This is a genomic window from Runella sp. R0.1_18 (assembly GCF_057652155.1).
In genome coordinates, this window is the sequence record NZ_JBYFCK010000113.1 from 1 (window position 1) to 359 (window position 359).

Genomic DNA, 359 nt, shown 5'->3' on the forward strand with positions numbered 1-359 from the left:
GGTAGCCTGCTCTGGTTTTCTTTTGACAGCAAGCTACCAAAATCTTGGAATCTTACCAGCTCAAAAACCTAAAGGCCCGTGCGGTCAGGATGTACTACGAATTGAAGGGTTTTGCCTGTATGACCATGCTGACCTCCTGGCTTTTTACCTGATGATTTTGGAAGCGCTGCTTTAATTACTGGCTTCTTTGAATATCCTTCACTTGAAGGTGGTTTGTGTGAGTTTGAAGAGTTTTGGCCAAGTTGACGACGTAAGTCAGCATTTTCCGCTTCTAATTCCTCAATACGAAGTAGTAAGCGGTTGACTAACGCCTTCAAGTCCGATATTTCTTTAATCAACTCTTCCATAATCTCATCTAT

1 protein-coding gene is annotated in these 359 nt (G+C 42.3%); it reads right to left on the reverse strand.

Annotated features, from left to right (window positions below; translation table 11 throughout):
• Nucleotides 1-68: 68 nt before the first annotated feature.
• On the reverse strand, nucleotides 69-359 hold a 291-nt coding region (locus tag AC23P2_RS31305; protein ID WP_487776821.1), incomplete at its 5' end, for a DUF6444 domain-containing protein.